The organism is Sphingomonas sp. Leaf257, assembly GCF_001422185.1.
Lineage (GTDB): Bacteria > Pseudomonadota > Alphaproteobacteria > Sphingomonadales > Sphingomonadaceae > Sphingomonas > Sphingomonas yabuuchiae.
In genome coordinates this window covers 136,540-162,975 of the sequence record NZ_LMMH01000002.1, presented here as the reverse complement: position 1 = coordinate 162,975, position 26,436 = coordinate 136,540, and the positions used below count along the sequence as shown (strand labels likewise).

Genomic DNA, 26,436 nt, shown 5'->3' with positions numbered 1-26,436 from the left:
CCCGAGCACCTTGAATGCCCAGGACAACCGCCAAGCCGCCGCCCGCATGTCCCTTCATCTAACCTACAATGTCAAAGAGCCCGACAACAAATACCGGCGCGTCTTCCACCCCTAAACCTTTCGGTCTAGAGACCCAGAGCGCCAGCATCTCAATGCCAGTACCGCAACCCCGAAGCCGCCTCAGCGACCCGCTCCGTTGCGGTGACATCCCTCTAGGCGGGGTCACCCCGAACCGTCAACAGCCGATTTTCATTTTTCCGTAAAAATTCGACAAAGACGCCGTTTTTCAGTGGTTTGGCCGACAGTATTTCCGGTATCCGCTCCGGAACCATATGCCCGGTGGGACGTGCCTCCTCGAATCACAGGCCTGAAAGGCCGGGAATCACGGACAGAATCACAGCGCCCGATATGGCAGGGGCGCCCTTTCCCTTCGGAAAGGACGCCCCCGATCATAGGACGGTAGAGAATCAGGCGTTCAAAGACGGCCGACCGTCACCGGCCGATCCTCGGTCCGCTTGAGCGGATTGGTGAGCGGCAGGGTGAACGGTGCCGCCGCGATCTCGAACACATCGCCTTCCTGGGTACGGATGCCGTCCGAGAAGGAGAGCGTCGCCGTGCCGAAGAAATGGACATGCACGTCCCCCGGACGACGGAACAGCGCATATTTGAAATGGTGATGCTCAAGATTCGCCAAGCTATGCGACATATTCGCCTCGCCCGACAGGAATGGCTTTTCCCAGATGGTCCGACCCTCGCGCGCCACCTTGCTGGTGCCCTCGATATGGTCGGGCACCTCGCCGAGCAGCAGTTCGGCCCCCAGCGCGGCGGGGCGCAGCTTGCTGTGCGCCAGCCAGAGATAGTTGTGACGCTCGGTCACATGATCCGAAAATTCGTTGGCGAGGCACAGGCCCAGGCGATGCGGGGTGCCGTCGGGCCCGATCAGATAGATGCCCGCCAGTTCGGGCTCTTCGCCGCCATCCTGCGCGAACGCCGGCATTTCCAGCGCCTCGCCGGGGCCGACCAACTGCGAGCCGTCCCCCTTGTAGAACCATTCCGGCTGCTGGCCGACCTGGCCTTCGCCAGGCTTGCCGCACTCGACGCCTTCCAGGAACATGCGCATCGAGTCGGTCTGGTGCGCAGCGGCCGCGGCATCGCGGTGCATCTTGTCGCGCCCCTCGGCCGAGCCGAGATGGGTCAGGCCGGTGCCGGTCATGACGCAATGCGCGGGATCGGCGTGGTCGATCGGCGCGATCAAATGCCCCGCCGCCAGTTCGGCCGCCAGATCGACGCTTTCCCCCTGCCCGCAAGCCAGCGCGGTATCGAGCAGCGAGCGGCCTTCCGCGATCGCACGCTGGGCGAGCGCAATGACGCTCTCGACGCCCGGCACGAACGCGGCCTGGTCGCCGCGCGCCAGAATGACCGAGCGCTCACCCGAGGGCGCGCGGTGCTGCAACAAACGATCAGCCATCAAATCCTCCCCTGATATCTTTTCAACTAGAAGGGGCGCGGACCCTGATCCGGCCCGCGCCCCGTCATTCCTTAACCCGGCTGGCCATCGACCAGGCGGGGCAGCGTGCCCGCAGCTTCATCCTTCAGATCCTGCGGCAGCAGCGCGGCCGCCAGGTTCTGGTACGACACCGGCCGCAGATAACGGTCGATCGCCAGGCTGCCGACCGAGGTCGTGCGCGCGTCCGAGGTCGAGGGGAACGGCCCGCCATGGACCATCGCATGCGCGACTTCCACGCCGGTCGGCCAGCCATTGGCGAGGATACGGCCCGCCTTGCGCTCGAGCACCGGCACCAGCCGCGCGGCCATATCGGTATCGCCCTCGTCCATCTGAATCGTCGCGGTCAGCTGGCCCTCTGCAGCCTTGAGCACGGCGATCAGTTCCGCCTCGTCGCGGCAGCGGACCAGGATCGACGATGCGCCGAACACTTCATGGCCCAGTGCCTCGTCGGCGAGGAACGCCTCGGCCGTGGTCTGGAAGAAGGCGGCGCGACCGGCGGTGATGCCCTCGCCCACCTTGCCCTGCGCGATCGTCTCGACCTTGTCATGGCTGGCGAGCGATTCGGTGCCCTTGGTGTAGGCGGCATGGATGCCCGGCGTCAGCATGGTCTGCGCCGCCGCCTCGGGCAGTGCGGTACGCGCCGCCTCGACGAATGCGTCCAGCCCCTCGCCCTCGATGGCGAGCAGCAGGCCCGGATTGGTGCAGAACTGCCCGGCGCCCATGGTCAGCGAACCGACGAACGCGGTGCCCAGCGCCGCGCCGCGCGCCTTCAGCGCCTCGGGCATCAGCACGACCGGGTTGATGCTCGACATTTCGGCATAGACGGGGATCGGCACCGGGCGTTCCTGCGCGATCTTGACCAGCGCCAGGCCGCCCGCGCGCGAGCCGGTGAAGCCGACCGCCGCGATGCGCGGATCGCGGACCAGCGCCGCACCCAGTTCGTTGCTCGGGCCGGTCAGGTGGCTGAACACGCCCTTGGGCAGGCCACAGGCTTCGACCGCCCGCTCGATCGCGGCGGCGACCAGCGCGCCGGTCTGCGGATGGGCGGGATGGCCCTTGACCACGACCGGGCAACCGGCGGCCAGCGCCGAGGCGGTGTCGCCACCGGCGGTCGAGAAGGCGAGCGGGAAGTTCGATGCGCCGAACACTGCGACGGGACCCAGCGGCACCATGCGCAGGCGCAGGTCGGGGCGCGGCAGCGGCTGGCGGTCGGGCATGGCAGGGTCAATACGAACCTGCAGATAGGCCCCAGCGCGCAGCACCTTGGCGAACAGGCCCAGCTGGCCGACGGTGCGGCCACGCTCGCCCTCCAGACGGGCACGCGGCAGGCCGCTCTCGCGCATCGCCGCCTGGATCAGGTCGTCGCCGATGGCCATGATCTCGGCACCGATCTTGTCGAGGAACGCGGCGCGCTCCTCACGGCTGGTGGCGCGATAGACGTCGAACGCCTCCTCCGCCGCGGCGCAGGCTGCCTCGACATCGGCCGGTCCGTGCACCGCAAAGGCGTCGCCCACCGGCTGGCCGGTGGCGGCGTCGATCGAACGGAAATCGGTCATAGGGGAAGCTCCTTTATATTACTCCGACATATTAGTTTGACGGAGCGATGGCAATGTTAAAGGTTGTGGGTAAGGATGGGGGCGGAGAGGTACGATTGATGAGTGACAGCATGACGAACGGCGACGCGCCGCCCGAAACCGTCGGAGAGATGGGGTCTGACGAGGCCGCCCCCAAGGCCCGGCGCGGCACCGGCCGTCGCCTGCATGGCGCGATCGCGCACAAATTGGGCGCGGCGATCGTCTCGGGCGAGTATCGACCCGGCGACACGCTGTCGGGGGAAGTCGCCTTTTCCGAAGCGCTCGACGTGTCTCGCAGCGCATACCGGGAAGCGGTGCAGGTGCTGAGCGCCAAGGGGCTGGTCGAAAGCCGACCCAAGACCGGCACGCGTGTCCTGCCGCGCAGCCGCTGGAACCTGCTCGACCCCGATGTGCTGGCCTGGGCCTTTTCGGGCGAGCCGGACATTCACTTCGTGCGCAGCCTGTTCGAACTTCGCGCCATCGTCGAGCCTGCCGCAGCCCGGCTGGCGGCCGAGCGTCGTGACAAGACCGACCTGAAGGACATGCGCGACGCCCTGGGGGCGATGCGCCGTCATACGCTGGCCACCGATGCGGGGCGGGCCGCCGACCGGGACTTCCACAATGCGGTGCTCTCCGCGACGCGCAACGACGCGCTGGTCGTGCTGTCCGCCAGCATCGGCGCGGCGGTCGCCTGGACCACCCAGTTCAAGCAGCGGTCGCGCGCGCTGCCCCGCAATCCGGTGCCCGACCATGTGAAGGTCTATGACGCGATCGCCGCGGGCGATGTCGAGGCGGCGGGAGAGGCGATGCGGCTGCTCGTCGATCTGGCGCTGGAGGATACGCGCAGCGCGATGGAGGGATAAAAGGCCCGCTCCCGCGAAGGGAGCGGGCCACCCGAGACGCCGGGTTCGGGAATGAGAGTTTTCCGGCCGAATCGCCATTCTGTGATGCTTTTTCCCTCCCTCGCCCCTCATTGAGGGGAGAGGGTTGCGCAGACTTGGTCTTTGCGAAAGCAAAGGCTTAGTCGGAGCTGGGTGAGGGGTGCTGCGTTCGCATGTGCGAGCGCGCGAGCCGAAGGCTCGCTCAACCCCTCACCCAAGCTGCGCTAGCCAGCACGCTGGCAAGCTCCGCTAACCCTCTCCCCTGTCCAGGGGAGAGGGGAAAGAAGAATTCAAATCGCCGCGCGGTGGACCAGCTTGGCGGGAACGGTCACCCGGAAGGTGAAGATGTCGCCTGCCTGGAGCTGCTCGGCCAGTTGCTCTTCCGACAGGCCCTGCCGCGCGGTGGTGGCATAGGCGGTGCGGCCATCGGGGCCGCCCAGCGCGATCTTGGTGATGTTGGACACGGGGAAGCGAACCTCGTCGGTCAGCACGCCGTCCGGGCCATAGCGCCGTGCGGCCCAGCCGCCGAAGAAGCCGACCCACACGCCACCCTCGGCATCGCAGATCGCGCCATCGGGATGGCCGTCCGCATCGCCGAACCGCGCGAACTCGGTCGCGGGGCCGAGCGTGCCGTCACCCAGGATCGGATGCGCCAAAATGACCTTGCCCAGCGTATCGACATGATAGAGCGTCGAGTCGTCCGGCGAGATGGCGGGACCGTTGGTGATGCACACCGCATCCGCACTGGTCGGCGTGACCAGACCGGCGGCCCATTGAAACAGGCGGCCCGACAGCGAGGTCTCGTCATTGTCCATCGTGCCGAACCAGATCCGCCCCTGCCCGTCGACACAGGCATCGTTCAGGCGATTGGCGGGCAGATGCGTATCGACCTCGGCCAGCCGTTCGAAACCGCCGGTCGCAGGATCGAAGTGATGCGGCCCCGACTTCAGCCCGGCGACGAAACCGCCGCGCTGCGCCGGGACGATCCAGCCGACCATTTCGGGCGAGGCCCAGTGATCGAGCGTGCCGACAGCCGGATCATGGCGGTAGATGCGCTGCTGCTTGATATCGACGAACCAAAGCGCGTCATCGACCCAGATCGGGCCTTCGCCCAGCGTCGCACCCACGGTCAGGCAATGTTCGGCCTGCTGCATCACTCTCTCCTTGCTCTCGCCCGGTTTGTTACCGCCAACCGGCGTCGATGAAATAATCGTGGCCGGTGCACATCTTCGCATCGTCCGACGCGAGGAACAGCACCAGGGCCGCGACGTCCGACGGCTGGATACGCCCGTCGAGGCACTGGGCCGCGACGATCTCCGCCTCTCCTTCGGGGGTATACCATTTTTCCTGGCGCGGCGTCTGCACATTGCCCGGCACGATGGTGTTCACGCGGATATTCTCGCGCCCCAGATCGCGCGCGAGGCTGCGGGTCAGCCCTTCGATCGCGGCCTTGCAGGTCTGGTAGAGGACCAGGTCGTTCAGACCCAGATGCCAGCTGATCGACCCGAAGTTCAGGATCGCGCCGCCGCCTGCCCGCTTCATCGCGGGGATTACCGCCTGCGCGGCGAAGAACTGGTGGCGCAGATTGACGTTCAGCCGCTCGTCCCAATAGGCCGGGGTGACGTCCTCGATGCTGTGGCGATCGTCATTGCCCGCATTGTTGACCAGGATGTCGACACCGCCCAGCGCCTCTTCCAGATCGGCGAAGATCGCCTTCAGGCTGTCGAGGTTGGTCAGGTCGCAGTGGCGCTGGATCGGCGCATGACGCGCATCGGGGGTCAGCCGGTCGACGAGCGCCTGGGCCGCATCCTCGGCAATGTCGACGAACGCGACGCGCGCGCCCTGCGCCACGAACGCCTCGACCAGCCCCTCGCCTATCCCCGAGCCGCCGCCCGTCACGATGACGCGCTTGTCGATCAGGCTGGGGTAGCGCGCGACCATGTCGGTCGCGGCACTGGTCTTCTGCAACATGGAAGTCTCCGTCACAACAGGCCGCGCTTGGCCAGGTTGCGCATCAAATCGCCCAGACCGAAGGTCCAGGCGGGGGCATCGGCCGAGGTCATCACGGGATTGACCAGCGTGCCGAGGCGCGGATTGGTGATGACGACCGTGTCGCCGACCTTATGGGTGAAGCCACGGCCCGGCTCGTCGCGGTCCTGGGTCGGCGCGAACAGCGTGCCGAGGAACAGGACGAGGCCGTCCGGATAATGATGCTCGCTGAGCGCCTGACCGAGCAGATCCTCGGGGTCACGGCTGATCTGGTCCATCGAGCTGGCGCCCTCCAGCACATAGCCGTCGGTGCCGGTGATGGTCAGCTTGACCTCGCTCGACCGGACATCGTCCATGGTGAAGCCGTCGTCGAACAGGCGGACGAGCGGGCCGAGCGAGCAGGACGCATTATTGTCCTTCGCCTTGCCGAGCAGCAGCGCCGAGCGCCCCTCGAAATCGCGCAGATTGACGTCGTTGCCCAGCGTCGCGCCGACCGCCTTGCCATGGGCATCGGCGACCAGCACCACTTCCGGCTCCGGGTTGTTCCAGGTCGAGTCGGAGCGGACGCCGACCGGCATCCCCCATCCCACCGTCGACAGCACCGGCGACTTGGTGAAGATCTCCGCATCCGGGCCGATCGCGACCTCCAGATATTGCGACCACAGACCTTCGGCGATCAGCGCGTCCTTCAACTGCGCCGCTTCGGGCGAGCCGGGTACGACCGAGCGGATATTGCCACCGAGTGCCGACTCCAGCGTGCCGCGAAGACCCGCCGCCTTGGCATGGTCGCCGCGCGCGCGCTCCTCGATCACGCGTTCCAGCGCGGACACGGCGAAGGTCACGCCCGCCGCCTTCACGCATTGCAGGTCGATCGGCGACAACAGCCGATGGGCCGCGCCCGCTTCCGGCGACAGGTTCAGATCGGCCAGTTCGCCCAGCGCCTCGCCCTGCGATGCCTCGACCGTGCCGCTCGCCAGCAGCGCCGAGACGGTGGGGGCTACGCGGCTCATGTCATAGACCTGGCCGTTCTCGACCAGGATCGGGCAAGGCCCCTCGCCCCGGTCAATCCGGCCGACAAAGCGTCCGTCGCGCCAATCGTCCGGCAAAGCGCCCATCAGGTCGGTATGATTGCTGGCCATAATTCCTCTCCGCAGATTTGTTAGCGGTATCGATTGCTGTCCGGTTCAGGTCAAGGGGGCCCGGGTCGGCCGCCCCGTTCTGGGGCGTTCCACAAATGCAGCGTGTTCAAATCCCGCCTGTACCCGTCTAGGACTTGGGCGACGGCCCCTTCTCCTCGGCGGCGGCCAGTGCACAGGAATCGCATGCGTATCGAAGATCCCGCGTTCACCGTTACGATGGACGATCGGTACATCATCCACGTTCGCGCACACGGCCCGTGGTCTCCCGAAATCGCCAATCGCTACTGGCTGGCCTTCAAGCCCTTTCTCGACGAATCGCGCCGCCAGCTGGGATATGCCAAGGCGTTGATCGATCGGCGGGGTGCCCCCATCATGTCGATGGCCATGGTGCAGGCCATGCGCGACGGGATCGTCGCCCATTATCATCCCGACGATCGCCTGGCCCTGGTCGTCGATTCCAGCCCGCTGAAATTGCAGGTTCGGAAAAACTACCCGCTCGCGCATCTCGACGCCTTCCTGTCGCACGATGCCGCCCTGGCCTGGCTGCAGAATCACTGAACCCGATCGGTCGACCGGCCGGGCGGGATGATCCGCCCGGCCGGTCGACCTGATCATCAGTGCCCGTATCAGTGGTTGTCGCGCGGCAGACCCTGGGTCTGGGCGATGCGCTGATACTTCTCGGCGCCTTCCAGGATCGCGCCGGTCGACATCTGACCGACCACCGAACGCTGGATTTCCTGCCACGGGGTCTGCGAGGCCGGGTATTTATACCCGCCCGCCGCCGCCAGGGTCTTGCGACGCTCGGCCAGTTCTTCCTCGGAGATGAGGATGTTGGCGCTCCCCGTGTTCAGGTCGATACGCACCCGGTCACCGGTCTGGATCAGCGCCAGGCCGCCCATCGCCGCCGCCTCGGGGCTGGCGTTCAGGATCGAGGGCGATCCCGACGTACCCGACTGACGGCCGTCACCGATGCAGGGCAGCGAATGCACGCCCTCGGTGATCAGATAGGCGGGCGGACGCATGTTGACGACTTCCGCCGCGCCCGGATAGCCGATCGGCCCCGCGCCGCGCATGAACAACAGCGTTTCGGGCGTGATGCCGGTCGCGGGATCGTCGATCCGGTGGTGATAATCCTCCGGCCCGTCGAACACGACCGCCGGACCTTCAAAGGCGTTCAGGTCGTCGGGGTTGGACAGATAACGCTCGCGGAATTCGGGCGAGATCACGCTGGTCTTCATGATCGCGGCGTCGAACAGATTGCCCGACAGCACGATGAAGCCCGCCTCCTCGACCAGCGGCTGGGCGAAGGGACGGATGACCTTTTCGTCCTCGATGGCGACGCCACGGCAATTCTCGCCCATGGTCTTGCCGTTGACGGTCAGTGCGTCCTCGTGGATCAGCCCCTGCTCGATCAGCTGGTTGACCACGGCGGGCACGCCGCCCGCACGGTAATAATCCTCGCCCAGATACTCGCCCGCAGGCTGCAGGTTGACGAGCAGCGGCACCTTGTGCCCCTCGCTCTCCCAGTCCTGCACGGGCAGGTCGACGCCGATGTGACGCGCGATGGCGGCGAGGTGGATCGGCGCGTTGGTCGAACCGCCGATCGCCGAGTTGACCTTGATCGCATTGTGGAACGCGTCCTTGGTCAGGATCTCGGAGGGCTTCAGATCCTCGTTCACCATCTCGACGATGCGCTTGCCGGTGAGGTACGCGACTTCCTGGCGATCGCGATACGGCGCGGGGATCGCCGCCGAACCCGGCAGCGACATGCCGAGCGCCTCGGCCAGCGAGTTCATCGTGGTCGCGGTGCCCATGGTGTTGCAATAGCCGGTCGAGGGGGCCGACGACGCGACCAGGCGGATGAACTCCGCATCGTCGATCTCGCCCGCCGCCAGCATCTGGCGCGCCTTCCACACGATGGTGCCCGAGCCGGTGCGCTCGCCCTTGTGCCAGCCGTTGAGCATCGGGCCGACCGACAGCGCGATCGCCGGGATGTTGACCGTGGCGGCCGCCATCAGCATCGCCGGGGTCGTCTTGTCACAACCGATCGTCAGCACCACGCCATCGAGCGGATAGCCGTACAGCACCTCGACCAGCCCCAGATAGGACAGGTTGCGGTCAAGACCGGCGGTCGGGCGCTTGCCGGTTTCCTGGATCGGGTGGACCGGGAATTCCAGGACGATGCCGCCCATCTCGCGTACGCCTTCGCGAACGCGCTCGGCCAGCACCAGATGGTGGCGGTTGCAGGGCGAGAGGTCGGAGCCGCTCTGCGCGATGCCGATGATCGGCTTGCCCGACTGAAGCTCCTCCAGCGAAAGGCCGAAGTTCAGATAACGCTCCAGATAGAGCGCGGTCATGTCGATATTCTCGGGATTGTCGAACCAGGCGCGGCTGCGCAGCTTCTGGGTGGGCGTGTCGGTCATGTCAGGCTTTCGGTCAGCGAACGGTGGAGAAGCGATAGATCATGGTATGCCGGTAGGGCTTACCCGGATCGACGCGCGGGGAGACGAAGGACGGCTTGTTGGGCGAATCCGGGAATTTCTGCGGCTCCAGGGCGATGCCGTCACCCATGCGGTACAGATGGCCCTTCTTGCCGACATAGGTGCCGTCGAGGAAATTGCCCGTGTAGAATTGCACGCCCGGCTCGGTCGACAGCACTTCGAGCACGCGGCCCGAGGCGGGATCCTCCAGCCGCGCCGACAGCTGCGGCGTGGCGGTCAGCCCCTTGTCGAGCGCGAAGTTGTGGTCATAGCCCTGGCCGTAGCGGATCTGCTGGTCGTTGCCGTCGCGAATGCCGTCGGCGACGACGCGGGCCGCGCGGAAATCGAACACGGTGCCCGCAACCGGCTTCAGCTCGCCGGTCGGGATCAGCTTGGCATCGACCGGCGTGAAGGCGGCGGCCGGAATGGTCAGCTTGTGGAAGGTCGCGCCCAGCGGCGAACCTTCACCGTTCAGGTTGAAGATCGCATGGTTCGTCATGTTGATGACGGTCGGCTTGTCGGTCTTCGCCTCGAACGCGATGGTCAGCGACCCCGCCTCGTCCAGCGAATAGGTGACGGTGGCGTCGACCTTGCCGGGATAGCCCTGGTCGCCGTCCGCGCTGGTCAGCGCCATCACGACGCTGGCGGTGGCGCCGTCCTTCATCGACACGATCTTCCAAAGATTCTTGTCGAAGCCCTTGGTCCCGCCGTGCAGCGAGTTGACCTTGTCGTTCAGCGGCAGCTGATAGCTCTTGCCGTCCAGCGTGAAGCGGCCGCCCCCGATGCGGTTGGCGAAGCGGCCGACCGTCACGCCGAAGAAATTGGGATGATTCACATAATCCTCGGCCTTGTCATAGCCGAGCAGGACGTCGGCCAGCTTGCCGTCGCGGTCCGGGGCCATCACCGACTGAAGCGTCGCGCCATAGGTCAGGACGCGCGCCGACAGCCCGGCCTTGTTGGTCAGGGTCACCGTTTCGATGGCACCACCCTCGGCCGCATAGCCGGCGGGGGCGCGCTTTGCCTCGCTCGCGAGAGCGGCCGTGGAAGTCATTGCGGAGGTTACCGCTACCAATGTAAGAAAGCTCTTGATTGACGCCATCGACATGCCTCATCCCTCCGTCGCCAGACGCCATTGACGCGCCTTTTGTGTCACTATAGTCAGACAAAATATCAGGAGCAAGCCGGTCAACGAACATCTTTTGATGATGTTCGCCGGCGCGAAGGAGAGGATTTCATGGCCGCACCACCCGTCACGTCCCGCGCCAACGGCGCAACGCCTGTCGGGGGAAAGGCCGCGAACTACACGTCGGCGCTGACTCTCCTCGCCAGCCTGTTCTTCATGTGGGGCTTCATCACCGTCATCAACAACGTGCTGCTGCCGCATCTGCGGTCGGTGTTCGAGCTTGATTACGCCCAGACCACGCTGATCGAGTCGGTCTGGTTCATCGCCTATTTCTTCGCCTCCATCCCCTCGGCCAAGCTGATCGAACGCGTCGGCTATCAGAAGTCCATCGTCATCGGCCTGCTGATCATGGCGGCGGGTGCGCTGGGCATGACGCTGGCCGCCAGCCTGCCCTCTTACGGCGTGACGTTGGTCATGCTGTTCGTCATCGCCAGCGGCATCACGCTGCTCCAGGTGGCGGCCAACCCTTATGTGACCGTCATCGGCCCGCCCGAAACCGGCTCGTCGCGCCTCAACCTGGTGCAGGCGTTCAACTCGCTGGGCACCACGCTGGCGCCGCTGTTCGCCGGATATCTGATCCTCGGCCGCAGCCGCAGCGGCACCGCCGAGGCGGGCGCCGCGCTGACCCAGGCGCAGCGTTATGCCGATGCCCAGTCGGTCATCCTGCCCTATGCGCTGGTCGCCGTGGTGCTGGTCGTGCTGGCCATCATCATCGCGCGCTTCCCGCTGCCCGCCCTGGGTTCGTCGACGCAGCGCGCCGCCAAGGCCGAGCGCAAGCAGCATTCGCTGTGGAAGCATCGCAACCTGACGCTCGGCATCCCGACGATGATCGCCTATCTGCTCGCGGAAATCGGCGTCGCCAATCTGTTCATCAACTTCGTGTCGCAGCCCAACATCGCCGCCGTCACGCATGACCAGGCCTCGCGCTATCTGTCGCTGCTGTGGGGCGGCATGATGGTCGGTCGATTCTTCGGCAGCTTCGTGATGCAGAAGGTCGCGCCGGAACGCGTGCTGACCGTCTTCGCCTTCGGCGCGCTCGTCGTCGTCGCGATCGCCACCTTCACCACCGGGCCGATGGCGATGTGGGCGCTGATCGCGGTGGGCCTGTTCCATTCGATCATGTTCCCGACCATCTTCACCCTCGCCATCCGTGGCCTGGGTCCGCTAACCGAGGAAGGCTCGGGGCTGATGATCATGGCGATCGCCGGTGGCGCACTCGTCGTCGTTCAGGGCTGGCTGGCCGATCATTACGGCCTGCAGAACTCGTTCTTCCTGACCATGGCGTGCGAGGTCATCGTGCTCGCCTATGCGCTGTGGGGGTCGAAGCCCGCCAATATCTTCCCGGATGAAGACGCCGCGTAAACCGGCCCATCGGGGAATAAGACCAAGGGGGCGGTGCCGCGAGGCGCCGCCCCTTTTGCATGAGGAGGGGCTCGGGGTTTCGCCATCGCACCCGATCTGGTAATGTTACACCGTAACACGAACGATCGAAGATGATGCGCATGATCCCCATGGCCGATACCGCCCCGCCCCGTCCCCTACCCCGGCCCTTGCCCCTGCCCGATCATGTGCGGATCGACAGCGACTCCACGGTATTGGCGACGATCGATCAGCCGCAGGTGACGCTGGCCGTCTGGGAGCGTCCCTCTCCCCTGCCCGCCCCCGCTCTTGCCGATTTTCCGACGATCCGCTTCGCCGCGAACACACAGGGCGTCGCCGCCAAGGTCCGCGACGCGCTGGCAGGCCTTTCCCCTGAGCCGTGGCACGAGACGCTGGCCGCCGATGTCGCACGGCTGGCGATGCTCTACGCGACCTGGACCGGCGAGGAGCGGGTGGAGGTGCGGATCGAGCGTGTCACGGGCAACGGCTGCTGGAAATTCCACGCCGATTATGTCGGCCTGCGGCTGATCACCACCTATTGCGGACAGGCGACCCAGTGGCTGCCCCAGGATGCGCCCGACGAAACCGCCCCGCGCGCGCTGGCGGCGGGCGATGTCGGCCTGTTCAAGGGGCGCGAGCGTGCGGGCGACCGGGCGATCATCCACCGCTCGCCGCCGATCGCGGGGACCGGCGAGGACCGGCTGCTGCTCGTCATCGACGCGCCCTGGCCGGAGGCGGATGCGTGACCAGCCTGACCCTGCCCCATGATGCCGTGCGCAGGCACTCCACGCCCGTCTCCGCCGCCGCGCGGCTGGCGAGCATCGATGCGGTCCGGGGGCTGGTCATGGTCATCATGCTGCTCGACCATGTGCGGGATACCTTGTGCACGCATTGGGCCGTGGGCGACCCGATGGACGCGCACCTCGTCGCCCCCGCCCTGTTCTTCAGCCGGACACTGGCCTCGCTCTGCGCGCCGACCTTCATCGCGCTGACTGGCCTGTCGGCCTGGCTTTATGGCCAGACGCACAGCCGCGCGGAGACCAGCCGCTTCCTCCTGACGCGCGGCCTGTTCCTGATGCTGCTGGAGCTGACGCTGGTCGGCTTTGCCTGGTCGGCGCGGTTCCCGCCCCAGACCATCTGGTTGCAGGTGATCTGGGCGATCGGTGTGTGCATGATCGCGCTCGCCGGGCTGATCCACCTGCCGCGCGGCGCGGTGGCGGCGATCGGGCTGGCGATCGTGGCGGGGCATAATCTGCTCGACCCCATCGCCTTCGCGCCCGACAGCCCCTGGTTCAAGCCCTGGGCGCTGATCCACAAGCGCAGCGCGTTCGAATGGATGGGGATCACCATCAAGACGACCTATCCGGTGCTGCCCTGGATCGGGGTGATCGCGCTGGGCCATGCGATCGGACCATGGTTCACCCGCCCGGCCGGGGAGCGGCAACGCTGGCTGGCGGCGCTTGGGCTGGGGCTGATCCTGGGTTTCGTCCTGTTGCGGACGATCAACGGCTATGGCGATGCGCCCTGGGCCATGGTGCCGGGCGACCCTCTGCGCAGCGTGATGAGTTTTCTCGCGCTGACCAAATATCCGCCGTCCTTGCTGTTCCTGCTGTCCACCCTGGGCGTCGCGGCGCTGTTGCTCGCCCTGTTCGAGGGGCGGAGCGGGCCGATCGCGCGCAAGCTGGCGGTGATGGGCGGCGCGCCGATGGGCTTCTATCTGCTCCACCTCTATGTGCTGCGCGGCCTGTATCTGGGCGCGGTGGCGATCTGGGGCACCAATCAGGGGCAGGTGTTCGGCCTGCCCTCGGTCGGGGCGATGTGGCTGGTCTATCTGCTGCTGATCGTGCCGCTTTATTACCCGACCAAATGGTTCGCCGACCTGAAGCGCCGCCGCCGCGACCTGCGCTGGCTGCGCTATTTCTGACCCTTGATTCCTCCCCTGGAAGGCGAGGAATATCAGAACCAGGTCCGGATACCCAGCGCCAGCGCGGCCCCGCCGCCGCTGGCGGGTCCATAGCGGCGTTCCCAATGGACCCCGACATAGGGCGCGAATTCGCGGGCTATCTCGTAGCGCAGGCGTAGGCCCAGTTCGAGGTTGGAGACGCCCGCCGCGATCTGCTGGTCGGCTATGTCCTGCGCGGCGAAGTTCACCTCGATGCGCGGTTGCAGGATCGCGCGCTGGGTGAGGCGCTGGTCGACCCAGGCTTCGGTACGGGCCAGCAGCTCGCCCTTGTCCGACAGGAAAAGCGCGCCCTCGACATCGAACCAATAGGGGGCCAGCCCTTCGACCCCGACCACGGCATAGGTCCGCCGTGCAAGCCGCCCGACATCCTGCCGCACGCCCGCCTGCAAATTCCAATAGGGATCGATCGCCCTGGAATAGAGCGCCTGCACCTCCGCCGAGCCGATCCGGTCGCGGAACGTGCCCTCGCCCTCGGTCTTGACGACCAGCCGGTGGATGTCGCCGCCGAACCAGCCCTCCCCGTCCCAGCGATAGCCGTCGCGCCCGTCACGGACCTGCACCTCGGCCAGGTTGAACAGGATCTGCGAAAAGCGCATGCCGCCATGCTCCATCCGCATCTGCCGGTTGGCGGCGGCCACGGCGGCGGGATCGTAGAAGCGGTCGGCGGCGCGATCGGTCGGAGCGGGAGGTGGCGGCGCGGAACCGACGGATTGCTGGGGCATGGCGCCATGCCCCATCGTCCCGTGGTCCATCGCCCCGTGGTCCATCGCCCCGTGGTCCATCGCCATGCCCCCCGGCATGGATTCCGTCTCCGGCTTGGCCTGGCAATGCCCCATGGCGGCATGTTCCGCCGAGCAGGCAGGGGAAGCCCCCTCCTTCGGCATCCCGGCCATGCCGGGCATCGGGTCGGGCTTGCCATCCGCCGGGGTGCAATGCCCCATCGCCGCATGTTCGGCCGAACAGGCCCGCACAGTCGCACGAGCCTTTTTCGGCGCGGGCTTGACCACCCGGCGCTTGACCGCCTTGCGCGGGACCGCGGCGGGTTTGGCCGGAGCCATGGTCATGCCGGGCATCGTCATGCCGGGCATCATGTGATGATGCTGCCCCATCGGATCGGCGAGCATCAGCAGCGGGAAGGGGATCATGCCGCCGCTCCCTTGTCCGCGTCGCGCCGGACGGTGACGACCTGCATCATGCCCGCATGCATGTGATAGAGCATGTGGCAGTGGAACGCCCAGTCGCCCTCGGCATCCGCCGTCAGGTCAAACGTCGCGGTGCCGCCCGGCGCGACATTGACGGTGTGCTTGCGCGGGGCATGGTCGCCATGCCCCGTCACCAGCTCGAAGAAATGGCCGTGCAGGTGGATGGGGTGTGCCATCATCGTGTCGTTGACCAGAGTCACGCGCACCCGCTCGCCCAGCCGGAACGGGATCGGCGCGGTCACGGCGTTCAGCTTCACCCCGTCGAACGCCCACATATAGCGCTCCATATTGCCGGTCAGATGGATGGTCAGCGCGCGCGACGGCGTGCGGGTGTCGGGATTGACCTTGGCACTCATCAGATCGCGATAGGTCAGGACGCGGTGTCCGACATCCGCAAGCCCCTGGGGCGGCTCACCGGTGCGGTCGACCGGCATCGGCGCGACCGTCTGGACGACCGGCGTGCGCGGCAGGCCGGGCGCGTTGGCGAAGTCGCGCATCTTATGGCTCATCTGGCCATGATCCATCTGGCCGTGATCCATTTGACCATGATCCATTTGACCATGGTCCATTTGGCCATGGTCCATCCGGGGCGTGGCATTCGGCTGGCAATGCCCCATTGCGGCATGTTCGGGGGAACAGCCGCCCGCCATGGCGCCGTGCTCCATGCCCCCCATCCCCATATCCTTCATCGTCGCCAGCGGCCGGGGGCGTAGCGCAGGCACGGGCGCGACCATGCCCATCCGGGGCGCCAGCGTCCCCCGCGCCATGCCCGATCGATCCCAGGTTTCGGCGACCAGCGTATAGGCGTGGTCCTCGGTCGGCGTGACGATCAAGTCATAGGTCTCGGCCACCGCGATCTGAAGCTCGTCGACCGTCACCGGCCGCACATCCTGCCCATCGGCCTGTACGACGGTCAGCGTCAGGCCGGGGATGCGGACGTTGAAGTTGGTCATTGCCGAGGCGTTGACCAAGCGCAGCCGTACCCGCTCGCCAGGGGTAAAAAGCCCGGTCCAATTGTCCGCCGGACCATGACCGTTGACCAGATAGCGATAGGTCGACCCCGTCACGTCGGACACATCGCTGGGGTCCATCCGCATCCGGCCCCAGTCCAGCCGTTCGCGCAAGGGCTGGTCCTTGCCCGTCAGCAGCCCGGCCAGCGTCTGCTTCTGGTAATTGAAATAACCGCCCTGCATCTTCAACCGGCGAAAGATCGCATGGGGGTGAAGCGGGCTGTGATCGGACAGCAGCACGACATGCTCGCGGTCCGATGCGATAGTGTCCGCCCCGGCGGGATCGATCACGATCGGGCCGTACAGCCCTTCCTGCTCCTGCAATCCCGAATGGCTGTGATACCAATAGGTCCCGGCCTGGACGACGGGGAACTCATAGGTGAAGCGCCCACCCGCCGGAATGCCCGGAAAGCTGATCCCCGGCACCCCGTCCATCTGAAAGGGCAGCAGCAGCCCGTGCCAGTGGATCGAGCTTTCCTCGTCCAGCGCATTGACCACGGTGATCCGCACCCGCTGCCCCTCGCGCAGGCGGATCAGCGGGGCGGGGGCCGATCCGTTGATGCCAATCGCATGATAGGGCTTGCCGTCGATCATCATATGCTGGCGCGCGATGGTCAGGGTGATGTCGGGGCCGGTCAACTCGGCCCGCGGCCCGGTATGGGCCGACAGGCCATGGCCCTGCGCCCAGGCAGGCAGTGCGGGCAAAGCGGCAAGCGAGGTCAGGCCGACGCCCCCGGCCAGAAGGTCACGGCGGCGTATCGCGGTCGTCGGGTCGATCATGCCCCCTTATACGCATGGAGGCGGCCCACCCCTCACCCCGCCCCTTATCCGGTCTGCTCGCGCAAGGCGGCACGGGCGCGGCGTATGCGAAGCTCGACCGCCTTGCTGCTCAGGCCCAGCGCCTCGGCCGCCTCGGCCTGGCTCAATCCCTCGACCGCACAGAGGATCAGCGGCTCGCGCAACGCGGCGGGCAAGGCATCGAGCGCGGCCAATGTGCGCGCCAGCGAATCGCGCTCGATCGCCGCCGCCTCGCCCCCGATCCGGTCGTCGGCGACCTCTGCCGCCGCCTCGACCGGCAGAACCCGCGCCAGCATCGCGCGCACCCGTCGCCGTCGCGCCCAGTCCCGGCATTTGTTGAGCGCGATCCGGCTGAGCCAAGCGCGCAAGCTCCGTGTCTGATCGAACCGGCCCAGCGCGCCATGCGCCGCGACAAAACTCTCCTGCACCAGATCCAGCGCCTCGTCGGCGTCGCGGACCTGGGCCAGGATCAGACGATAGAGCGCGGCTTTGTGCCGCGTGACGATCGCCGCATAGGCACCCGGCCGCCCGCCGATCGCCAGCGCGACCAAATCGCCGTCCGCCAGCCCCGCCAGATCGCGCTCCCCCACGCGCTCGGCTATCGGCCTGTGTCGGTCAGCTTGGCCGCCACCAGCCGGTCGAAGATCGCCGCTTGATCGGGGCGAAGGAGGCGACGCATCGCAAAGACATGCGCCAGCGTCGCCTTTTGCAGATCGCCCATGCTGTGATGCACCGCGTCGATGGCTTGCGAGACCTGCGGCCCGTCGCGATGCTCGGCCTCGATCGCGGCGGCCAGCCGGGCATTGTCACCACGCAACCGCGCCTCCAGCCCGGCGCGCCGTGCCGCGAACTGCGCCTCCAGCCGGTCGAGCGCGATTCGCTGGTCCGGGTCGAGCGCGATGTCGCGGTGGACTAGCATATGGATGTCGCTCGCCCGTGGCTCGGCGGGCATCAGCAACTGGCACCCGATCGCCACCCCCGCCAGCGCCGCGACGAACGCGATCACCAGGGTCAGCAGGTTCCGCCGCATCGCCCCGCTCATCGGCCGAGCAACAAGGTCGAGGGCGCCAGTCCCGTATCGAGCGCAGCGACCTCCACCGGCCGCGCTCTCGCCTCGCTGCGCCCGGCCACCACCCCGCCGCCGACGATCCCCAGCATCAGCGCCGCGCCGCCTGCCAGTGCCAGCCCCCGAACCGACAGACCGCCTGTCTCCGACCCTCCCGCATCGATCGCGGCCGCCACCCGTCGCTCCAGCGCATCCAGGGTCGCGGGCGGGGTGCTGTGCGCCAATCGGGCAAGATCGCGGTCGAACAGGTCGGTCATCATGAAACCATTACGCAAAAACGGTGGCCGTCCCTCATGGGGCGGATAGGATCAGCATATGGACATGGCCACGCTTCGCAACATCGCCGCTTTCGCGCCCATCCTGGCCGCGCCCGATTTCGTGACGGGCGCATGGACCGAGCCTCGGCGATCCGCCGAGGGGGTCATCTCCATGGCCTGGTTCAACCTCTCCGAGCCCGCCTCCGCCTTCGTCGCGGCCATCGCGACCGAGGATGTTTCGGCCCATTACCGCAAACCGGTGGACGACGAAGCGCGCGCCGCGCTGATGCACATGGCCGAGCACCCTTCCGCGATCGCCGATGCGAGCATCGACCAGATCGCCTGGATCCTGACATTCCAGCTGCGTGCCGACCGGTTCTCGGAAGGATCGCTGGCACGCGCGTTCGACACAGGGCTGATGCGCGCCATCGCCGAGCGTGCGGTGGTTCTCGGCGAGATGGACCGGAAAAACCAAAAACCCCGCTAAGCCGTTGGCCTAGCGGGGTTTTCGATGGTGGGCGTGGCAAGGATTGAACTTGCGACCCCTGCGATGTCAACACAGTGCTCTACCACTGAGCTACACGCCCGCCGGAGGCCGGGCAATTAGCAGTTTCGGCGGGACTGGCAAGCCCTAAATCGCACCATCCGCCGATTCTTTTGCAAAAAGTCGGTCCACCTCCATCACCAGGTCGCGCAGGTGGAAGGGTTTGGACAGGACGCGGGCGTTGGGAACCGCCTGCCCCGCCTTCAGCGTGACCGCGGCAAAACCGGTGATGAACATCACCCGCAGGTCGGGGACCAGCGAGGCGGCGCGCTGCGCCAGTTCGATGCCGTCCATCTCGGGCATGACGATATCGGTCAGCAGCAGGTCGAACCGCTCGCTTTCCAGCAACGGCAGCGCCGCCGTACCGCGATCGACCGCCGTCACCCGGTAGCCGGACCGCGTCAGCGCCCGTGTCAGATATTCGCGCATGACCTCGTCATCTTCGGCCAGCAGGATATGGAACATCGCGTCATCCCGATTCATGTTGGCGGTCAGCTTAGCGGCGGCGCGGTTAAGATTTCCAGACCATTGCCCATATTGGATTGCCGCCATAGAATCGCCGCCAATGGCCAGCCCGAGCTTCGGCGCATCCTTTCAGAGCTTTGGCGATCCGGTGCCCTCGGGGCCGGTGGTCATCTCGGTTTCGCATGGTGGGCGCGCCTATCCGCCGGAGCTGGTCGCGGCGCTGCGGGTGCCGGTCGCCGCCGTGATGGCGCTGGAGGACCGGCTGATCGATCTGGTCGGCATGGCAGCGCGCGGCGACGAGCCGATGCTGGTGCAGGATATGCCGCGCGCATGGATCGACCTGAACCGTGACGAGCGTGAGCGTGATCCGCTGATCGACGAGGGCGCCCGGATGGCACCCCGCGCCTCGGCCAAGCTGCGCAGCGGGCTGGGCCTGGTGCCGCGCCGGGTGGCGGGGCATGGCGATATCTGGACGCGACGCTTCACCGATGCGGAGATCGTCACCCGGATCGAGAACGACCACCGCCCCTATCACCGCGCGCTGGCGGAACGGCTGGCGGCGGCGCGGGCGCGGTTCGGGGTGGCGGTGCTGCTCGACCTGCATTCGATGCCGCCGCTGGGCGCACCGGGACTGGTGCCGCGCATCGTCATCGGCGACCGGCATGGCATGACGGCCGCCACCCGCTTCGTCCCCCGGATCGAGGCGGAGGCGCGCGGGGCCGGTTTCGCCGTCACCCGCAATGCGCCTTATGCCGGGGGCCATATCGTCGAGCGGCACGGCGATCCGCGACGCGGCATTCACGCCATCCAGCTCGAGCTCGACCGCTCGCTCTATCTCGATGCCGCACTGGAGGTGCCGGGGCCGGGCTTTGATGCCACAGTCGCGCTGGTGCGCCGAATCCTGTCTGCGCTCGCCGCCGAAGCCTTGGGGCAACCAGCCGCGATGGCCGCCGAATAAAAAACCGCCTCGCGCAAGGGGGAAGAGCGCGAGGCGGCCAAGGTTCAGGGAGGAGACACGCTGAAAGCGTGTCATACGACATCGCGAAAGGGGGGACACGACGTCGTACAGGATATAAATAAGAAGGGGCCTATTTGGTTCAACCCCCGCCCCCACAATTCGTCATTTTTTCGTAACGGGTGGTGGCGGAGCGGGCGTGCGACCTCGCTGTGAGCGTCAGGCGATGGCACGCAATACACGCGCCATCTGGGGTCGCCCCCTTGTGAACTTCGCTACAGCCGCACTTCTTCCACTGGATCACCTCGTTCGTATTCCCAGATGATCGCCATGTTCATTACGTCTTCGAACGGTTGGTCGGGATGAGACGTGGTGCAGAGAAAACGCGTTGGATCATTACCGTCGCCGACGACAATCTCGTCGATAACGTCCTCGATCCTCGAGCAGCCGGGCCCGACAACCGCAACCAGAGAAACGTCATCGCGAAGGCATTGCTCAACAAAGGCGTCGAGAAGCGCCTCGTCAGAAATGGGCGCGTGCAGGATGATTTTTTGCGGGCGAGCGGCATGATCACGGTCTAGCGGCACCGAAAAGACAGCTTTCCACTGACGCCAGCCGCCTATGCTGGTTCCGAAGCGCACCAATATGCGCAAAAAACCAAAGCTGCGAGCAATCAGCCAAGCAACTTTTATCGGGGACCCCACAAACGGGCTCACCCCCGCCGGAAACTCATCCGCGCGAGCAGGCCGTCGCGCAGCAGGAAATGGTGGCGCAGCGCCGCGGCGACATGGATCACCACCAGCGCCAGCATCGCCCAGCCTAGAATCTCATGCGCTTCATGCCCGACACCGGCGGCGGCCTTGCCGATGGGGAGTGGCGGCACGTCGAACAGGCCGAACCAGCTGACGGGGCGCGGCACGTCGCGGCCGGAGCCCATCGCCCAGCCGGTCATCGGCATGGCGATCATCAGAGCATAGAGCGTGGCGTGGAGCGCATGGGCGCTTCCACGTGCCCAGACCGGGATTTCGGCGGGCAGCGGCGGCGGGCGATGGCCCAGTCGCCAGGCGATCCGTGCCGCCGTCAGCGCGAGCACGGTCAGGCCGATCGCCTTGTGCAGCGGAATGGTGCCGGGCAGCAGGCTCTCATGGAGCAGCCCGATGGCGAGGTTCGCCACGACCAGCGCCGCGATCGTCCAGTGAAAGACGATCGCGACCTGGCTATAGCGCGGACTGGCGGAAACGACCGGCCCGCGCATCGGATCAGCCGACCGGCTGAAGCTGCGGCTGCGGCATCTTGCCCAGCTGCGCCTGACGGGCGAAGATGTCGCGCATCAGCGAGAGCGAGAAGAGGTGCGCATAGAGCAGCGGCAGCATGCCCGACTGGCTCATCTTGCGCAGCTGGTCCCCGCGCAGGTCGACCAGCTTTTCCTCGTTGATCATCTGGAAGCCGCGGTAGACGAAGGGCTGATCCGCGCCGTCCGGCTGGATCGAGACTTCGCCGTCCATCAGCAGACCCATTTCGCCCAGTTCCTTCATGAAGTTCTGGGTACGGGCGCCCGCCTGTTCGAACGATTCGTTGAACTGGAGGATGTTCTTGGTCAGCTCGCTCGGCTGGTTGCCGTCGAACAGCGATTCGCCGTCGTCGAACGCACCGATGGTCGGCGAGGTCGGGTCGAAGCACAGCGACAGCTCTTCCGATTCCGGGCGCAGCCGCGCCAGCATGTACGGATAGCGGCGGATGTAGGCGGGAACGTAGAAGTTCGTCTCGGTCAGGCGGCCTTCGTCATCGACGAAGACGTTCACGCCCTCGTTCAGGCCCATCAGCGCCAGAGGGATCGGCTGGTCGCCGACCGAGAAGACGATCGGCATGAAACGCTGCACCAGCGGGAATTCGTCCACGGTCACGGGGATGGCGTGCTGGCCGACCAGGAAGGGCGCGGTCTCCTGCGGGCGAACCTTGTAGTTCGCATGAGCCTCGCTCGAAAGCGGCTCCAGGCCGTTGTAGAAAAGCGGAAGGGACGGCGCGCTCGCCATGATATTCTCCAAAAAACGCGATCCACGCGAGCCCCCCGGCCGCGTGTCCTGCGTCCGTGTCTATGGGCCTAGCGCCTCATGCGCAAGCGACGAGCTTGCCCGGATTGAACAGACCGTGCGGATCGAGCGCCGTCTTGATGGCGCGGATCGCCGCGACCCGTTCGGGCGACAGGCGGGCGAGTTCGTCACGCTTCATCTGGCCGATGCCGTGCTCGGCCGAAATGGTGCCGCCCGCCGCCATGACCAGATCATGGACGAAGCGGGTTATGGTCGCGGCATCCTCGGCATAGAAACGGTCGCGATCGGTGCCGGCGGCGGCGCGGACATGGAAGTGGATATTGCCGTCGCCCAGATGGCCGAAGCCCGAGGCATGAGTGCCGGGGAAGCGCGCGTCGCACGCGGCCGCCGCCTCGACCATGAAGCGCGGCATGGCATCGACCGGCACCGCGATGTCATGCTGCACCGCCGGACCCAGCGCGCGTTCGGCATCGGACAGCGAGTGACGGAGCAGCCAGAAGGCTTCGGATTGCGTATCCGAGGCGGCGATCACCGCGTCGGCGACGACTCCATCCTCCAGCGCACGGGCCAGTTGCGTCTCCAGCATCGCGGTCGGATCGGCTTGCGCATCGCCGGTCACCGCCTCGATCAGGACATGCCAGGGATGCGTGCCCTCCAGCGGCGCGCGTGCGCCGGGCAGATGCGCGACGGCGGCCGCCAGGCTTTCGGCGGGCATGATCTCGAAACTCTCGATCATGTCGGTCGCCGCCTGCAACCGGCGCAGCAAGGTCAGACCGGCGGCGGGATCGGACAGCCCGACCCAGGCGGTCGCCGAGCGTGCGATCCCCGGCGCCAGCCGCAGCGCGGCAGCGGTGACGATGCCCAAAGTCCCCTCCGCGCCGATCAGCAACTGGCCCAGATCGTAACCACGATTGTCCTTCTTCAACGCCGACAGCCCGTCATGGAGCGTCCCGTCAGGCAGCACCGCCTCCACGCCCAGCGTCAGGCCGCGCATCGTGCCGAAACGCAGCACCTGCGTACCCCCCGCATTGGTCGAGACGAGACCGCCGACCGTGGCATTGCCCTTCGCCCCCAGCGTCAGCGGAAAGCGCGCGCCCTCCGCCTCGGCAGCGGCGTGAAGATCGGCCAGGATTACCCCCGCCTCGGCGACGACCATGCCTGCGCCCGCGTCCATGCGCCGGATGCGATTCATCCGCCGGGTGGACAGGATCAGCGCCGAGCCATCGGCAGGCGGCGTCGCGCCCCCGACCATCGAGCTGTTTCCCCCCTGCGGCACCAGCCTCACCCGGTGTTCGGTCGCCGCGCGCAGCACCGCCTGCACCTGTCCCGTATCGGCGGGAGCGAGGATCGCGGGGGCATGGCCGGAAAAGCGCCGCCGCCAGTCCACTTCCCATGGCGCGATCAGCGCGGGGTCGGTGACGATGCCCTTGTCGCCCAAAATGGGGGTCAGGGCCTGGAGCAAAGCGGTCTGGGCGGGAGTCATGACGGGGATCGCCTAGGCCAGGTTCATAAAGCGTTCAATCATCGGCCCTATGAAGGGGTCCTGCTGACATGCTGCGCCGCCATCGAAACCTTGCCGCCATCGCCCTGATGACGCCCGCCCTGCTGGGTGCGGCCGATCGGCGTGAACCCGTGCATTATGCGCAGGTCGTCATCCGCGAGCGTGTCGTCATCCGCGTCCCCCGCGCCGCGCCAGCACCCGTCACCCCGATCCGGTGGAAGGAACGCAAGGGCCCCCGCTGCATCCCCGCCCAGGATCTGGCGGGTGCGCTGCCCGCCGAGGAAGGTGCGGTCGATATCGTGCTGACCGGCGGCAAGCGGGTACGCGCGCGGCTGGTGCGTGCCTGTCGCCAGCTCGACTATTATTCCAGCTTCTATATCCGCCCCGGTCCCGACGGCCAGATTTGCGCCGACCGCGACCCGATCCGCACCCGCGCGGGCCGCACATGCGAGATCGAGCGGTTCCGATCCCTGGTCCCGGCGCGCTGACTTCTCCCCCGGGCATGGGGAGCATAGGAAATTCGTGCGAATTAAATTTCGACCTAGCCTCCAGCACGCCCCTCCCGCAAGCGGGAGGGGATGGGGGAGGGAAGCGCCACAAGCGATGCTCTCGGTGAGACTCCTTGCCCTCCCCCGACCCCTCCCGCTTGCGGGAGGGGGGGAAGAAGGGAAGATGACGTCGGGATTCGCAAGGTATCGCCCCCTCCGCCATGTGGAAAACTTGACATTCGCCACCAAATCCGCAAGCGGCATAGGCTGCTGGGCGAGTGCGGGGCGATTCCCATTCCGCACCAAATTCCGGAAAATTGCATGAGCTTTGCCGATCTCGGCCTCTCCGACGAACTTCTCAAGACGGTCACCGACGCCGGCTATACCGAGCCGACGCCGATTCAGGCCTCCGCCATCCCCTCCGTGCTGATGATGCGCGACATCATCGGCATCGCGCAGACGGGCACGGGCAAGACCGCCGCCTTCGTGCTGCCGATGATCGACATCCTGGCGCATGGCCGCAGCCGCGCGCGGATGCCGCGCAGCCTGATCCTGGAGCCGACGCGCGAACTCGCCGCGCAGGTCGCCGAGAATTTCGAAAAATACGGCGCTGGTCAAAAGCTCTCCATGGCCCTCCTCATTGGCGGCGTGTCGATGGGCGATCAGATCAAGGCGCTGGAAAAGGGCGTCGACGTGCTGATCGCGACGCCGGGCCGGTTGATGGACCTGTTCCAGCGCGGCAACATCCTGCTGACCGGCTGTTCGATGCTGGTCATCGACGAGGCGGACCGGATGCTCGACATGGGGTTCATCCCCGATATCGAGGAAATCTGCACCAAGCTGCCCGCGCAGCGCCAGACGCTGTTGTTCTCCGCGACGATGCCGCCGCCGATCAAGAAGCTGGCCGACAAGTTCCTGCAAAATCCGAAGACGATAGAGGTCGCGCGCCCCGCCTCGACCAACACCAACATCACCCAGTTCGTTGTGCCGGTCGCGCCCCAGTCGTTCGAGAAGCGCAAGCGCCTGCGCCAGCTGCTGGGGCAGGAAGAGGTGCGCAACGCGATCATCTTCTGCAACCGCAAGACGACGGTGCGCGAGCTGAACAAGTCGCTCAAGCAGCACGGTTTCCGCTCGGGCGAGATTCATGGCGACATGGAACAGCCGCAGCGCCTGGCCGAACTGGAATTGTTCAAGCGCGGCGATATCAACATCCTGGTCGCCTCGGACGTCGCGGCGCGCGGGCTGGACATCAAGGGCGTCAGCCACGTCTTCAACTTCGACGCCCCCTGGCATCCAGACGATTATGTCCACCGCATCGGCCGGACGGGGCGTGGCGGCGCGACCGGCACCGCCTATACCTTCGTCGCGCCCGATGACGCCGAGAATCTCGAGAATATCGAGAAGCTGACCGGCCAGAAGATCGACCGTCTCGAACTCCCCGCCCCGGCGGAAGAGGAGCGCCCCGCCCGCCGCACGCGCCGCGACCGCGCGCCCCGCACGGCCGAGGTCGAGGTCGAGGCGACCGCCCCCGTGGCCGAAACGGTCGAGGAAGCGCCCCGCGCCCGTTCGCGTCGCGAGGAAACCCGTCGCGAACAGCCCCAGCGCGAACAGGCGCGTCGTGAGGAACCGCGCGAGACACGCAGCGACGAGCGTCGCCGCGATCGCCGCCGCTCACACACCGACGAGACGCCCGATGACGGCGGCTGGAACGGCCCGATCCCGGACTTCCTGAAGGTCTCGTTCGGGATCTGACGCCGCCCATGTCGCTCGACATCATCAGCTTCGTCGAACCCCAGCCGGCAAGTCTCGCCAGCCCATGCGTCCTGGTCTGCACCATGGACAAGGTGACCGGCTGGTGCCTGGGCTGCGCGCGCACCATCCGCGAGATTTCCAACTGGAGCGCCAAGCCCGCCGAGGAACGCCGCGCGATCCTGGCGGCCCTGCCCGCGCGTCAGGCCGAACTGGCGGCACGCAAGGGCTAAGGCCTTCCCTGCCCTCCGTTC

At 66.7% G+C, this 26,436-nt stretch carries 27 protein-coding genes and 1 tRNA gene; 10 read left to right on the top strand and 18 right to left on the bottom strand.

Annotation, left to right across the window (positions count from 1 at the left end; genetic code table 11):
* Nucleotides 1-475: 475 nt before the first annotated feature.
* Nucleotides 476-1,468, bottom strand: coding sequence for an AraD1 family protein (gene araD1 / locus ASF14_RS03895; RefSeq protein WP_056431856.1), 993 nt, complete (start codon nucleotides 1,466-1,468; stop codon nucleotides 476-478).
* A 71-nt stretch (nucleotides 1,469-1,539) separates the two neighbouring features.
* Nucleotides 1,540-3,063 (bottom strand): aldehyde dehydrogenase (NADP(+)), encoded by a 1,524-nt coding sequence (locus ASF14_RS03890; protein WP_056431853.1) that lies wholly within the window; start codon nucleotides 3,061-3,063, stop codon nucleotides 1,540-1,542.
* Nucleotides 3,064-3,212: 149 nt separating this feature from the next.
* On the opposite strand from ASF14_RS03890, the gene ASF14_RS03885 reads away from it, so the two are divergent.
* A complete protein-coding gene (locus tag ASF14_RS03885) occupies nucleotides 3,213-3,944 on the top strand; it encodes a FadR/GntR family transcriptional regulator (RefSeq protein WP_056431939.1) in 732 nt (243 codons plus the stop codon).
* A 308-nt stretch (nucleotides 3,945-4,252) separates the two neighbouring features.
* Here the strand turns inward: ASF14_RS03885 and ASF14_RS03880 are convergent, their stop codons facing one another.
* From ASF14_RS03880 to ASF14_RS03870, 3 genes are read right to left on the bottom strand one after another with little or no spacing between them, the layout of a single operon-like run.
* Nucleotides 4,253-5,116 carry an SMP-30/gluconolactonase/LRE family protein gene (locus ASF14_RS03880; RefSeq protein ID WP_056431850.1) on the bottom strand — a complete coding sequence of 288 codons (864 nt, stop codon included), beginning with the start codon at nucleotides 5,114-5,116 and terminating at the stop codon, nucleotides 4,253-4,255.
* A 28-nt stretch (nucleotides 5,117-5,144) separates the two neighbouring features.
* A complete protein-coding gene (locus tag ASF14_RS03875; protein ID WP_172839592.1) occupies nucleotides 5,145-5,933 on the bottom strand; it encodes an SDR family NAD(P)-dependent oxidoreductase in 789 nt (262 codons plus the stop codon).
* An 11-nt stretch (nucleotides 5,934-5,944) separates the two neighbouring features.
* On the bottom strand, nucleotides 5,945-7,090 hold the full coding sequence (locus ASF14_RS03870; protein ID WP_056431845.1) for a fumarylacetoacetate hydrolase family protein: 1,146 nt from the start codon (nucleotides 7,088-7,090) through the stop codon (nucleotides 5,945-5,947).
* 183 nt (nucleotides 7,091-7,273) lie between these two features.
* Here ASF14_RS03870 and ASF14_RS03865 point away from each other — a divergent pair, with 183 nt between their 5' ends.
* Nucleotides 7,274-7,648 carry a hypothetical protein gene (locus ASF14_RS03865; RefSeq protein ID WP_056431841.1) on the top strand — a complete coding sequence of 125 codons (375 nt, stop codon included), beginning with the start codon at nucleotides 7,274-7,276 and terminating at the stop codon, nucleotides 7,646-7,648.
* A 68-nt stretch (nucleotides 7,649-7,716) separates the two neighbouring features.
* Here the strand turns inward: ASF14_RS03865 and ASF14_RS03860 are convergent, their stop codons facing one another.
* On the bottom strand, nucleotides 7,717-9,513 hold the full coding sequence (locus tag ASF14_RS03860; protein ID WP_056431838.1) for an IlvD/Edd family dehydratase: 1,797 nt from the start codon (nucleotides 9,511-9,513) through the stop codon (nucleotides 7,717-7,719).
* 13 nt (nucleotides 9,514-9,526) lie between these two features.
* Complete coding sequence (locus ASF14_RS03855) at nucleotides 9,527-10,621, bottom strand: aldose epimerase family protein (RefSeq protein ID WP_172839593.1); 1,095 nt, start codon at nucleotides 10,619-10,621, stop codon at nucleotides 9,527-9,529.
* 183 nt (nucleotides 10,622-10,804) lie between these two features.
* Here ASF14_RS03855 and ASF14_RS03850 point away from each other — a divergent pair, with 183 nt between their 5' ends.
* The 3 genes from ASF14_RS03850 (at nucleotide 10,805) to ASF14_RS03840 (ending at nucleotide 14,057) form a co-directional block, all read left to right on the top strand.
* Nucleotides 10,805-12,115: a sugar MFS transporter gene (locus tag ASF14_RS03850; RefSeq protein ID WP_056431830.1), complete on the top strand. Its 1,311-nt coding sequence runs from the start codon at nucleotides 10,805-10,807 to the stop codon at nucleotides 12,113-12,115.
* A gap of 131 nt (nucleotides 12,116-12,246) precedes the next feature.
* Complete coding sequence (locus ASF14_RS03845; RefSeq protein ID WP_056431827.1) at nucleotides 12,247-12,879, top strand: DUF1826 domain-containing protein; 633 nt, start codon at nucleotides 12,247-12,249, stop codon at nucleotides 12,877-12,879.
* Complete coding sequence (locus ASF14_RS03840) at nucleotides 12,876-14,057, top strand: DUF1624 domain-containing protein (protein ID WP_236696917.1); 1,182 nt, start codon at nucleotides 12,876-12,878, stop codon at nucleotides 14,055-14,057. Before ASF14_RS03845 ends, ASF14_RS03840 begins: the two co-directional genes overlap by 4 nt.
* 32 nt (nucleotides 14,058-14,089) lie before the next feature.
* Here ASF14_RS03840 and ASF14_RS03835 read toward each other — a convergent pair whose 3' ends face one another.
* The 5 genes from ASF14_RS03835 to ASF14_RS03815 are packed head-to-tail and all read right to left on the bottom strand — an operon-like array spanning nucleotide 14,090 to nucleotide 18,432.
* Complete coding sequence (locus ASF14_RS03835; RefSeq protein ID WP_056431824.1) at nucleotides 14,090-15,241, bottom strand: copper resistance protein B; 1,152 nt, start codon at nucleotides 15,239-15,241, stop codon at nucleotides 14,090-14,092.
* Complete coding sequence (locus tag ASF14_RS03830) at nucleotides 15,238-17,088, bottom strand: copper resistance system multicopper oxidase (RefSeq protein WP_082442057.1); 1,851 nt, start codon at nucleotides 17,086-17,088, stop codon at nucleotides 15,238-15,240. Before ASF14_RS03830 ends, ASF14_RS03835 begins: the two co-directional genes overlap by 4 nt.
* 44 nt (nucleotides 17,089-17,132) lie before the next feature.
* Nucleotides 17,133-17,696 (bottom strand): RNA polymerase sigma factor, encoded by a 564-nt coding sequence (locus tag ASF14_RS03825; RefSeq protein ID WP_056431821.1) that lies wholly within the window; start codon nucleotides 17,694-17,696, stop codon nucleotides 17,133-17,135.
* An 8-nt stretch (nucleotides 17,697-17,704) separates the two neighbouring features.
* Nucleotides 17,705-18,136: a periplasmic heavy metal sensor gene (locus ASF14_RS03820; protein WP_082442061.1), complete on the bottom strand. Its 432-nt coding sequence runs from the start codon at nucleotides 18,134-18,136 to the stop codon at nucleotides 17,705-17,707.
* A gap of 8 nt (nucleotides 18,137-18,144) precedes the next feature.
* Nucleotides 18,145-18,432: a hypothetical protein gene (locus ASF14_RS03815; protein ID WP_056431815.1), complete on the bottom strand. Its 288-nt coding sequence runs from the start codon at nucleotides 18,430-18,432 to the stop codon at nucleotides 18,145-18,147.
* A 55-nt stretch (nucleotides 18,433-18,487) separates the two neighbouring features.
* On the opposite strand from ASF14_RS03815, the gene ASF14_RS03810 reads away from it, so the two are divergent.
* Nucleotides 18,488-18,916 (top strand): DUF6508 domain-containing protein, encoded by a 429-nt coding sequence (locus tag ASF14_RS03810; protein ID WP_056431811.1) that lies wholly within the window; start codon nucleotides 18,488-18,490, stop codon nucleotides 18,914-18,916.
* Nucleotides 18,917-18,941: 25 nt separating this feature from the next.
* On the opposite strand, the gene ASF14_RS03805 is transcribed toward ASF14_RS03810, so the two are convergent.
* A tRNA-Val gene (locus ASF14_RS03805) sits at nucleotides 18,942-19,016 on the bottom strand.
* Nucleotides 19,017-19,060: 44 nt separating this feature from the next.
* The gene (cpdR, locus tag ASF14_RS03800; protein ID WP_056431930.1) at nucleotides 19,061-19,438 is read right to left on the bottom strand and encodes a cell cycle two-component system response regulator CpdR; all 378 of its coding nucleotides are present in this window, start codon (nucleotides 19,436-19,438) and stop codon (nucleotides 19,061-19,063) included.
* A 100-nt stretch (nucleotides 19,439-19,538) separates the two neighbouring features.
* On the opposite strand from cpdR, the gene ASF14_RS03795 reads away from it, so the two are divergent.
* The gene (locus tag ASF14_RS03795; protein WP_056431808.1) at nucleotides 19,539-20,396 is read left to right on the top strand and encodes an N-formylglutamate amidohydrolase; all 858 of its coding nucleotides are present in this window, start codon (nucleotides 19,539-19,541) and stop codon (nucleotides 20,394-20,396) included.
* A gap of 272 nt (nucleotides 20,397-20,668) precedes the next feature.
* Here ASF14_RS03795 and ASF14_RS22105 read toward each other — a convergent pair whose 3' ends face one another.
* The 4 genes from ASF14_RS22105 to ASF14_RS03775 all read right to left on the bottom strand — a co-directional run bounded on the left by ASF14_RS22105 (nucleotide 20,669) and on the right by ASF14_RS03775 (nucleotide 23,927).
* Nucleotides 20,669-21,109 carry a hypothetical protein gene (locus tag ASF14_RS22105; RefSeq protein WP_236696916.1) on the bottom strand — a complete coding sequence of 147 codons (441 nt, stop codon included), beginning with the start codon at nucleotides 21,107-21,109 and terminating at the stop codon, nucleotides 20,669-20,671.
* A complete protein-coding gene (locus ASF14_RS03785; RefSeq protein WP_056431805.1) occupies nucleotides 21,106-21,648 on the bottom strand; it encodes a cytochrome b in 543 nt (180 codons plus the stop codon). Before ASF14_RS03785 ends, ASF14_RS22105 begins: the two co-directional genes overlap by 4 nt.
* 4 nt (nucleotides 21,649-21,652) lie before the next feature.
* Nucleotides 21,653-22,426, bottom strand: coding sequence for a SapC family protein (locus tag ASF14_RS03780; protein WP_056431924.1), 774 nt, complete (start codon nucleotides 22,424-22,426; stop codon nucleotides 21,653-21,655).
* 76 nt (nucleotides 22,427-22,502) lie between these two features.
* Nucleotides 22,503-23,927, bottom strand: a complete 1,425-nt coding sequence (locus ASF14_RS03775) for an FAD-binding oxidoreductase (protein WP_056431802.1) — start codon at nucleotides 23,925-23,927, stop codon at nucleotides 22,503-22,505.
* Between the two features lie 68 nt (nucleotides 23,928-23,995).
* Between ASF14_RS03775 and ASF14_RS03770 the strand changes: the two genes are divergently transcribed.
* The 3 genes from ASF14_RS03770 (at nucleotide 23,996) to ASF14_RS03760 (ending at nucleotide 26,415) form a co-directional block, all read left to right on the top strand.
* Nucleotides 23,996-24,433, top strand: coding sequence for a hypothetical protein (locus tag ASF14_RS03770; protein WP_056431799.1), 438 nt, complete (start codon nucleotides 23,996-23,998; stop codon nucleotides 24,431-24,433).
* Between the two features lie 321 nt (nucleotides 24,434-24,754).
* Entirely contained in the window at nucleotides 24,755-26,185 is a 1,431-nt protein-coding gene (locus tag ASF14_RS03765) for a DEAD/DEAH box helicase (RefSeq protein WP_056431796.1), read from the top strand.
* 8 nt (nucleotides 26,186-26,193) lie between these two features.
* The gene (locus ASF14_RS03760; RefSeq protein ID WP_056431793.1) at nucleotides 26,194-26,415 is read left to right on the top strand and encodes a DUF1289 domain-containing protein; all 222 of its coding nucleotides are present in this window, start codon (nucleotides 26,194-26,196) and stop codon (nucleotides 26,413-26,415) included.
* The last annotated feature ends 21 nt before the right edge of the window (nucleotides 26,416-26,436 follow it).

Bases quoted from the DNA above. Each gene is read 5' to 3' on its own strand.
- araD1 (WP_056431856.1), bottom strand. From the start codon at position 1,468: ATGGCTGATCGTTTGTTGCAGCACCGCGCGCCCTCGGGTGAGCGCTCG.
- ASF14_RS03890 (WP_056431853.1), bottom strand. From the start codon at position 3,063: ATGACCGATTTCCGTTCGATCGACGCCGCCACCGGCCAGCCGGTGGGC.
- ASF14_RS03885 (WP_056431939.1), top strand. From the start codon at position 3,213: ATGGGGTCTGACGAGGCCGCCCCCAAGGCCCGGCGCGGCACCGGCCGT.
- ASF14_RS03880 (WP_056431850.1), bottom strand. From the start codon at position 5,116: ATGCAGCAGGCCGAACATTGCCTGACCGTGGGTGCGACGCTGGGCGAA.
- ASF14_RS03875 (WP_172839592.1), bottom strand. From the start codon at position 5,933: ATGTTGCAGAAGACCAGTGCCGCGACCGACATGGTCGCGCGCTACCCC.
- ASF14_RS03870 (WP_056431845.1), bottom strand. From the start codon at position 7,090: ATGGCCAGCAATCATACCGACCTGATGGGCGCTTTGCCGGACGATTGG.
- ASF14_RS03865 (WP_056431841.1), top strand. From the start codon at position 7,274: ATGCGTATCGAAGATCCCGCGTTCACCGTTACGATGGACGATCGGTAC.
- ASF14_RS03860 (WP_056431838.1), bottom strand. From the start codon at position 9,513: ATGACCGACACGCCCACCCAGAAGCTGCGCAGCCGCGCCTGGTTCGAC.
- ASF14_RS03855 (WP_172839593.1), bottom strand. From the start codon at position 10,621: ATGACTTCCACGGCCGCTCTCGCGAGCGAGGCAAAGCGCGCCCCCGCC.
- ASF14_RS03850 (WP_056431830.1), top strand. From the start codon at position 10,805: ATGGCCGCACCACCCGTCACGTCCCGCGCCAACGGCGCAACGCCTGTC.
- ASF14_RS03845 (WP_056431827.1), top strand. From the start codon at position 12,247: ATGATGCGCATGATCCCCATGGCCGATACCGCCCCGCCCCGTCCCCTA.
- ASF14_RS03835 (WP_056431824.1), bottom strand. From the start codon at position 15,241: ATGATCCCCTTCCCGCTGCTGATGCTCGCCGATCCGATGGGGCAGCAT.
- ASF14_RS03830 (WP_082442057.1), bottom strand. From the start codon at position 17,088: ATGATCGACCCGACGACCGCGATACGCCGCCGTGACCTTCTGGCCGGG.
- ASF14_RS03820 (WP_082442061.1), bottom strand. From the start codon at position 18,136: ATGCGGCGGAACCTGCTGACCCTGGTGATCGCGTTCGTCGCGGCGCTG.
- ASF14_RS03815 (WP_056431815.1), bottom strand. From the start codon at position 18,432: ATGATGACCGACCTGTTCGACCGCGATCTTGCCCGATTGGCGCACAGC.
- ASF14_RS03810 (WP_056431811.1), top strand. From the start codon at position 18,488: ATGGACATGGCCACGCTTCGCAACATCGCCGCTTTCGCGCCCATCCTG.
- cpdR (WP_056431930.1), bottom strand. From the start codon at position 19,438: ATGTTCCATATCCTGCTGGCCGAAGATGACGAGGTCATGCGCGAATAT.
- ASF14_RS03795 (WP_056431808.1), top strand. From the start codon at position 19,539: ATGGCCAGCCCGAGCTTCGGCGCATCCTTTCAGAGCTTTGGCGATCCG.
- ASF14_RS03785 (WP_056431805.1), bottom strand. From the start codon at position 21,648: ATGCGCGGGCCGGTCGTTTCCGCCAGTCCGCGCTATAGCCAGGTCGCG.
- ASF14_RS03780 (WP_056431924.1), bottom strand. From the start codon at position 22,426: ATGGCGAGCGCGCCGTCCCTTCCGCTTTTCTACAACGGCCTGGAGCCG.
- ASF14_RS03775 (WP_056431802.1), bottom strand. From the start codon at position 23,927: ATGACTCCCGCCCAGACCGCTTTGCTCCAGGCCCTGACCCCCATTTTG.
- ASF14_RS03770 (WP_056431799.1), top strand. From the start codon at position 23,996: ATGCTGCGCCGCCATCGAAACCTTGCCGCCATCGCCCTGATGACGCCC.
- ASF14_RS03765 (WP_056431796.1), top strand. From the start codon at position 24,755: ATGAGCTTTGCCGATCTCGGCCTCTCCGACGAACTTCTCAAGACGGTC.
- ASF14_RS03760 (WP_056431793.1), top strand. From the start codon at position 26,194: ATGTCGCTCGACATCATCAGCTTCGTCGAACCCCAGCCGGCAAGTCTC.